The organism is Anaerobacillus arseniciselenatis, from assembly GCF_001865995.1.
GTDB lineage: Bacteria > Bacillota > Bacilli > Bacillales > Anaerobacillaceae > Anaerobacillus > Anaerobacillus arseniciselenatis.
Window position 1 is genome coordinate 116948 of sequence record NZ_MLQQ01000013.1, and the last position, 7511, is coordinate 124458.

A 7511-nucleotide genomic window follows, 5' to 3' on the forward strand; every position below is an offset into this window, starting at 1 on the left:
AAGTAGGGAGATAGAATGGGAAAAAATATGTTTTTTAATGCTCATCATTCACCTATTGGAGCATTCTCGAGTTTTACTTTAGGATTTCCAGGGAGTGGGGGAGGACTTGACTTAGAATTAGGACGTTCACCTCGTAAAAATGTTTTTGTAGGTGTAGAATCTATCGATCAAGATGGAATTTATGAAGCATTACCGTTTTTTGATACCGGTGAAGATGAAAGTAAACGTTATGATATTGAAAATCCAGACCCAAATCCTGATAAACCAAAAATTATTTTTCCTTTTGAAAAAGAAAATGTAGAACGCGACTTTCAGTTAGGGACAGACACGTGGAAAGCTGGAGACCTTACTTTTACAATTTATTCGCAAGCACAATCTGTCCCAGACCCGACGACTGGTTCAGAGGAAAAGTTAAAATTAACGATCATGCCAGCTGTTATTGCTGAATTAACGATCGATAATACAAAAGGAACAAAAACAAGAAGAGCGTTTTTTGGCTACGAAGGAAATGATACATATAGTTCGATGCGAAGATTAGATGATACGACTCAAGATATTGCTGGTGTTGGTCAGGGACGAATAACTGCCATTGCTGCATCTAATCAAGAAGTGAAATCGGCAATGCACTTTAGCTTAGAAAATATTTTAATGACTACACTTGAAGAGAATTGGACCTTCGGTTTAGGACCAGTTGCATCATTAATTATGGATGTACCTGCTGGAACTCGAAAAACGTATCAATTTGCGATCTGTTTTCACCGTTCAGGCTACGTAACAGCTGGTTTAGATACGTCATATTATTATACGCGTTACTTTAAAAATATCGAAGAAGTCGCTCAATATGCACTGCAAAACGTAGAAGAAGTGAAAGAACGTGCTATAAAAGCAAACCAATTAGTCAACGATGCAGAACATTTAACAGAAGATCAAAAATTTATGATGGCACACTCTATTAGAAGTTACTACGGAAGCACACAATTTTTAGATCTTGATGGAGAGCCGTTTTGGGTCGTTAATGAAGGCGAATATCGAATGATGAATACGTTTGATTTAACGGTCGATCAGCTATTCTTTGAGTTAAAAATGAATCCATGGACAGTAAAAAATGAATTAGATATGTTTGTGAAAAGGTTTAGCTATGAGGATAAAGTTCGTTTTCCAAATGATGAAACAGAATATCCTGGTGGGATAAGCTTTACACATGATATGGGCGTTGCAAACACGATCTCTAGACCACAATATTCATCCTATGAATTATACGGATTAGACGGTTGTTTCTCACATATGACTCATGAACAGTTGGTGAACTGGGTACTTTGTGCCGCTGTTTATGTAGAACAAACAGAAGATCAAAAATGGCTAGAAGAAAATATGGGAATTTTTAATAAATGTTTTGAAAGTTTAGTAAATCGAGATCATCCTCTTCCTGAAAAAAGAAATGGAATTATGGGGTTAGATTCTACTCGTGTGATGGGTGGAGCAGAGATTACGACTTATGATAGTCTTGATGTTTCGTTAGGGCAAGCAAGAAATAATATTTATATGGCTGGAAAGTGTTGGGCGTCTTATGTTGCGTTAGAGAAGATCTTTGCTGATAATGGTGAAGGTGAATTAGCGAAGCAAGCGGGCTTACAAGCTGAAAGAGCTGCTGAAACAATCGTGAGCTTTGTGACTGAAGACGGCTATATTCCAGCAGTTGTTGGAGAAGGAAATGATTCTAAAATAATTCCAGCGATTGAAGGGTTAGTGTTCCCGTATTTTACAAATTGTAAAGAGGCGTTAGACCCTAATGGTCGCTTTGGGCCATATATCAAAGCACTTAAAAAGCATTTGGATACAGTTTTAGTTGATGGCGTATGCTTGTTTGATAACGGTGGGTGGAAAATCTCTTCAACAAGTAATAACTCATGGCTCAGTAAAATATATTTATCACAATTTATCGCTCGCGAAATTCTCGGTTTAACATGGGACGAAAAAGGAAAGCAAGCAGATGCTGCTCATGTTGAATGGTTAACACATCCTACATTGTCTGTTTGGAGTTGGAGTGACCAAATCATTTCCGGTGAAATTAGCGGTAGTAAATATTATCCTAGAGGTGTGACAAGCATTCTTTGGCTCCAAGAAAAATAACGGACGTTATAGTAGTATCTTTACAAAATAATTAGTGCAATATATTGAAGAGGGCTGTTCCAAAAAGTGTAAGATATTTGCTTTTTGAACAGCCCAAACAACTTGTTGCCGTAGATACAAAGGTTTCAAAACTTCCTTTGTATTAAATACAATGAATTTGAACCGTTTAAGGAGTGGGCAGAAGTGAATTATGTAACAAGTTTTTTGTATAGAATTTGTGAATGGATTATGAGGCTTGCTTATGTGAATATTTTATGGATTGCTTTTTCCTTTGTCGGCTTACTTGTTTTAGGAGTTTTCCCAGCTACGATCGCAATGTTTTCTGTCGTTCGAAAATGGATGATGAATCAATCTGACATTCCAATTTTTAAAACGTTTTGGCAAAGCTATAAAAAAGATTTTTTTAAAGGGAACATTATTGGATGGATCTTTGTAGCTATAGGATATGTCCTTTATATACAAAATTCCGTTATAATGTTCAGCGATGATCCGCTCATTCAAATAAGTAAATATGCTTTTTTTCTTTTAGTAATCCTTTTTAGTTTAGTGACATTATACCTTTTTCCTACGTATGTTCATTACAATGTAAGTTTATTTCAAGTTGTAAAAAATGCATTTTTAATCATGGTCATTAATCCAATTAATAATATTATTATGATCTTAGGCTTAGTTTTATTTTATTATATCCTACTAATCATTCCTCAATTGTTGGTGTTTTTTGGTGCAAGTGTAGTTGCTTATATCATCATGTGGTCTTGTTTTCAAAGCTTTTTAAATATCGATAAAAAGAAAAAAAGACGACTTGTATCCGGGTGATGGATTATACGGTCGTCTTTTTTGTATTGTCTAGCTCCAGCGCCTAGCTTCTCGAGCGTTTCGGTCCATCAAGATTTGCCTATTCACGAGGGAGAAGCGAAGAGGAGGCAAAACGTTGCGGGCCCTCCAACGCTTGTCGAAGCTTACCAAGGCGCTTGCGCTTTTCTTATTTATTGCTGAAGCAAGTCAGAGCGTAAAAAATTTTCAGTCGCATAAGCGGATACTCCTAAGGCTGTCGAGTATACCGATAGCTCGGCAAAAGTAATTGTTAAGTCCGTTTGGTGCTGTTTTAACGTATACTTTACAACAACTTGTCGTACAGGTTCTTCGATCCACTTTTTCGCCATCGCCAAACGATTACCGATAATAATTTGTTCTGGGTTAAAAGTATTTATGATGTTATTAATGCCAATGCCTAAATAATGACCTACTTGTTTAAAATAGTGGGCAATTTCCTCATTTGTATTAGCCACTTCAATTAGCGACTCTAATGTTAGTTCTTCTTCCTTTAGAGGAAGGAAAGGTAATCTTTTGGCTTCGGTTAAAAGTGCTCGTTCTGATGCATAAAGTTCCCAACAACCACTACTGCCACAGCTACATGTTTTTCCATTAACTTCAATAATCATATGTCCGAGTTCTCCGGAAAAACCATTTTTGCCACGGTATAGTTCATTATTTAAAATAAACCCGACACCGATCCCGATTCCAGCACTTACATAAATGATGTCTTCGTAATTTTGACCAGCACCTAAAACCTTTTCTCCGTATGCTCCGGCATTTGCTTCATTTTCGATAATGGCAGGTAACTGAAATTCTTTTTCAATTTCCTCTTTTAGATGAACATGTTTCCAACCTAAATTTGGCGCTAGTAATATTTCACTTTGTTTATTAACGATCCCTGGGACACCGATGCCGATACCAACGACTCCATATTTGCTGTCTGGGACATTGCTCAGTAAATCATTAATTACTTTTTTTAAGCTGGTAACGGTTTCATCAAAGGTTGTACTATAAAGGCGGATCTTCTTTTCAGAGACAATTTTTCCGTTTAAATCCGATAGTACACCTAAAATATAATTAACACCTAAGTCGATTCCAATCGAATAACCTGATGATTGATTAAATAAAAGCATAACAGGTCGCCTTCCCCCACTTGACTCCCCAGGGCCTGTCTCATAACATAAACTTTCATTTAATAATTCATTAACTAATGAAGAAACAGTTCCTTTCGTTAATCCTAGACGTTGGGAAATTTCCGCACGAGAAAGAGGGCCTTCATCTTTAATCATTTTTAATACTAATGATTTATTATTAAGCTTTACTAATTGCTGATTCCAAGACATTTATATAGCTCCTATCATTTTTTAAATAAAAATTTTACTGAACTGTATAATACTACACTAGTTATACCATAAGTTATTGTATAAAGAAAACTTAGTTCATCCGATAGACAAACTAATGAGGTGCGTAAAACTGGCAACGACTGAGGAATAGGCTTCAGCTGCAGAAGAGTTAGGGAGGCTATCTGATCGACTAGTAGAAATGGTCTTTGACTAGAAAAAGCATTAATCATTTTAAATTGTAATCTATCTGAGTGAATTTCATAATGACCAAAATCGAGTCACACTAAACAATATATAGTTTGCGAACGGTTATGACGCAACTATATACTGTCCTTAGTGAGGAGAATAATTAATTATGAATTCATTGATCTAAAATTTTTTATAAAAACTTAGTTCATTCGATAGACAAACTAAGTTTTTACTGATACAATATGTTTGTAAGTTAGAAAAAAACATTGATGAATTCGAATAACAATTTTGTTTGCTTGAGCGAGGTGGAAAATGTTCATAGAAGTTCAATCGCATGTAGAAGATTTAACAACTAAAGTGAAAAATGTAAGGGGTTTCTTACAAATTAACAATTATGATGCTGTTTTTTATCAAAGGACAGATAACTTTGCGTGGATAACGAGTGGTGGTTATAACGGAATTCCTTATAATAGTGAAACTGGTGAATGTGGGTTATTAGTGACAAGTGACAATATTTACTTAGTAACTAATACAATTGAAAAACCACGGGTTGTAAATGAGGAAATTGCTTCTTTGCCAATAGAAGTCATTGAATACCCTTGGTATGAAGACATTACTTCGGCAGTATGGAGAGTCGTTAAGAAAGGAAAAGTGGCAACAGATACTTTATTGGACGGCTTTGATTTAAAAACGGCTGAATTAAGTAAATTGCGTTTCTCATTAACAGAGTTAGAGCTTGATAGATACAGAGACTTAGGTTTAAAAGCTACGCAACTTATGGAACAGTTCTGCATGACGACGATTACTCCTGGACAAACAGAGTTAGAAATCGCTGCAAACTTAAACCAAGTTTATTTATCTAACGGGTTATTACCTACAGTTACGTTAGTAGCTTGTGATGAACGGATTGACCTTTTTCGACACCCTATCGCAACGAACAAACGCTTTGAAAAAAAATGTATGGTCGTCTCGTGTGTTTCGTATAAAGGATTAATTGTTGCTATAACTAGGATTGTTCATAACGGGAAAATTTCTCAAAGCTTGAACGATAAATTTTTGTTAACCGCTACAATTGACGCACAACTGATTGAAGCAACGAAAGTAGGAACACCAGCAGGGCAAATGTTCGATAAAATAAAGCAGTTTTATGAAGAGGTTGGTTATCGTGGTGAGTGGAAATATCACCACCAAGGTGGAGCAATTGGTTATCAAAATCGAGATTACTTAATCACTCCAATGAGTCAAGAAGTGTTTCAACCGAACCAAGCATTTGCTTGGAACCCTTCGATTAAAGGAACAAAATCTGAAGATACGATCATCACAGGAGTTACGAAACCGGAAATAATTACAGTTTCAAACAGTGGCTGGCCACAATTAAAGATAAATATTGGAGAAAATGACACGCTCCAGCGACCAGCGATTTTAGAATTATAAATAAAACATTAAAATTGGAGGAATTTAAAATGACTTATTTCAAAAACGTTAACAAAATTGCATACGAAGGCCCAAATACTAATAATCCTTTTGCGTTTAAATATTATAACCCGGAAGAAATGATTAATGGTCAAAGGATGGAAGACTTCATGCGTTTTGCTGTATCATATTGGCATACATTTACTGGGGAAGGAAATGACCCTTTCGGACAAGGAACGATGGTTAGATCGTATGACCATTTAACAGGAATTGATCTAGCAAAAGCACGTGTAGAAGCTTCTTTTGAATTCTTTGAAAAGTTAGATGTACCATACTTCTGTTTCCATGATTTTGATGTTGCACCTGAGTCAGATTCATTGAGTGAAACATTTAAGAACTTAGATATTATTGTTCCAATGATCCAAGAATACATGAAAACAAGTAAAACGAAATTATTATGGAACACTGCAAATATGTTCTCACATCGCCGCTGGTTACACGGTGCTGCAACTGCTCCGAATGCTGATGTGTTTGCTTATGCAGCCGCGAAAGTAAAAAAAGGTTTAGAAATTGGTAAAGAGCTAGGTTCTGAAAACTATGTATTCTGGGGTGGACGCGAAGGTTACGATACATTATTAAATACAAACATGAAACTTGAGTTAGACAACCTTGCTCGCTTCTTCCATATGGCGAAAGATTATGCAAAAGAAATTGGTTTTGATGCTCAATTTTTAATTGAACCAAAACCTCAAGAGCCAACAAAGCACCAATATGATTTTGATGTAGCTACAGGCTTAGCATTTTTACAACAATATGACTTACAAGATACATTTAAGTTTAACATTGAAGCGAACCATGCAACACTTGCTGGTCATACTTTCGAGCATGAGTTACATGTGGCACGTATTAACGGTATGTTAGGTTCTGTTGATGCTAACCAAGGTGATACATTACTTGGTTGGGATACAGATGAATTCCCAACAGATCTTTACTCAACGACATTAGCAATGTATGAAATCATTAAAAATGACGGACTTGGTTCTGGTGGCTTAAACTTTGATGCGAAAGTACGCCGTGGTTCATTTGATCCTGAAGATTTATTCTATGCACATATTGCAGGTATGGACGCATTTGCTATCGGTACGAAAGTAGCACAACGTATGCTTGAAGATAAAGTACTTGAAGATTTTGTTGCTGATCGCTATAGCAGCTTCACAGAAGGAATTGGTCTTGATATCGTAGAAGGAAAAGCTGATTTCCATTCATTACAAAAGCACGCTTTAGAGATTGATAAAGTTACGACGAACAAGTCAGGTCGTCAAGAACATTTAAAAGCAATTTTAAACAAATATTTACTTGAAGCCATCTCTTCAAACAACGCTTAATTAATAAAATGAATGTAACGAAAAAATATGCTGGACGACATCCGTTTTCCAGCATATTTTTAAATAAAATTTACCTGTCAGATGGTGACGGTATGCCGTCTTGCAAGTTTTGTATGAAAAAAGGCGGGTGCTTTTACGAACGAACGTCTGAGATTCGTAAGAAGGTCAAGGTGAAGTGAGGGAAAGCACCCGCCTTTTACATTTTAGATGGTGATGGGTATCCGTCATGCGGGTT

5 protein-coding genes are annotated in these 7511 nt (G+C 36.1%); 4 read left to right on the forward strand and 1 reads right to left on the reverse strand.

Going from position 1 to position 7511, the window contains the following annotated elements; all coding sequences use genetic code 11:
- Nucleotides 1–15 precede the first annotated feature (15 nt).
- Nucleotides 16–2130: a glycoside hydrolase family 52 protein gene (locus tag BKP35_RS08870; RefSeq protein ID WP_071312987.1), complete on the forward strand. Its 2115-nt coding sequence runs from the start codon at nucleotides 16–18 to the stop codon at nucleotides 2128–2130.
- Nucleotides 2131–2313: 183 nt separating this feature from the next.
- Nucleotides 2314–2946 carry a YesL family protein gene (locus tag BKP35_RS08875; RefSeq protein ID WP_084031540.1) on the forward strand — a complete coding sequence of 211 codons (633 nt, stop codon included), beginning with the start codon at nucleotides 2314–2316 and terminating at the stop codon, nucleotides 2944–2946.
- A 170-nt stretch (nucleotides 2947–3116) separates the two neighbouring features.
- On the opposite strand, the gene BKP35_RS08880 is transcribed toward BKP35_RS08875, so the two are convergent.
- Nucleotides 3117–4289, reverse strand: a complete 1173-nt coding sequence (locus tag BKP35_RS08880; RefSeq protein ID WP_071312988.1) for an ROK family transcriptional regulator — start codon at nucleotides 4287–4289, stop codon at nucleotides 3117–3119.
- 501 nt (nucleotides 4290–4790) lie between these two features.
- Between BKP35_RS08880 and BKP35_RS08885 the strand changes: the two genes are divergently transcribed.
- Nucleotides 4791–5912, forward strand: a complete 1122-nt coding sequence (locus BKP35_RS08885) for a M24 family metallopeptidase (protein ID WP_071312989.1) — start codon at nucleotides 4791–4793, stop codon at nucleotides 5910–5912.
- 29 nt (nucleotides 5913–5941) lie between these two features.
- Nucleotides 5942–7276, forward strand: a complete 1335-nt coding sequence (gene xylA, locus BKP35_RS08890) for a xylose isomerase (protein WP_071312990.1) — start codon at nucleotides 5942–5944, stop codon at nucleotides 7274–7276.
- The last annotated feature ends 235 nt before the right edge of the window (nucleotides 7277–7511 follow it).

Bases quoted from the DNA above. Each gene is read 5' to 3' on its own strand.
- BKP35_RS08880 (WP_071312988.1), bottom strand. From the start codon at position 4,289: ATGTCTTGGAATCAGCAATTAGTAAAGCTTAATAATAAATCATTAGTA.
- xylA (WP_071312990.1), top strand. From the start codon at position 5,942: ATGACTTATTTCAAAAACGTTAACAAAATTGCATACGAAGGCCCAAAT.
- BKP35_RS08885 (WP_071312989.1), top strand. From the start codon at position 4,791: ATGTTCATAGAAGTTCAATCGCATGTAGAAGATTTAACAACTAAAGTG.
- BKP35_RS08870 (WP_071312987.1), top strand. From the start codon at position 16: ATGGGAAAAAATATGTTTTTTAATGCTCATCATTCACCTATTGGAGCA.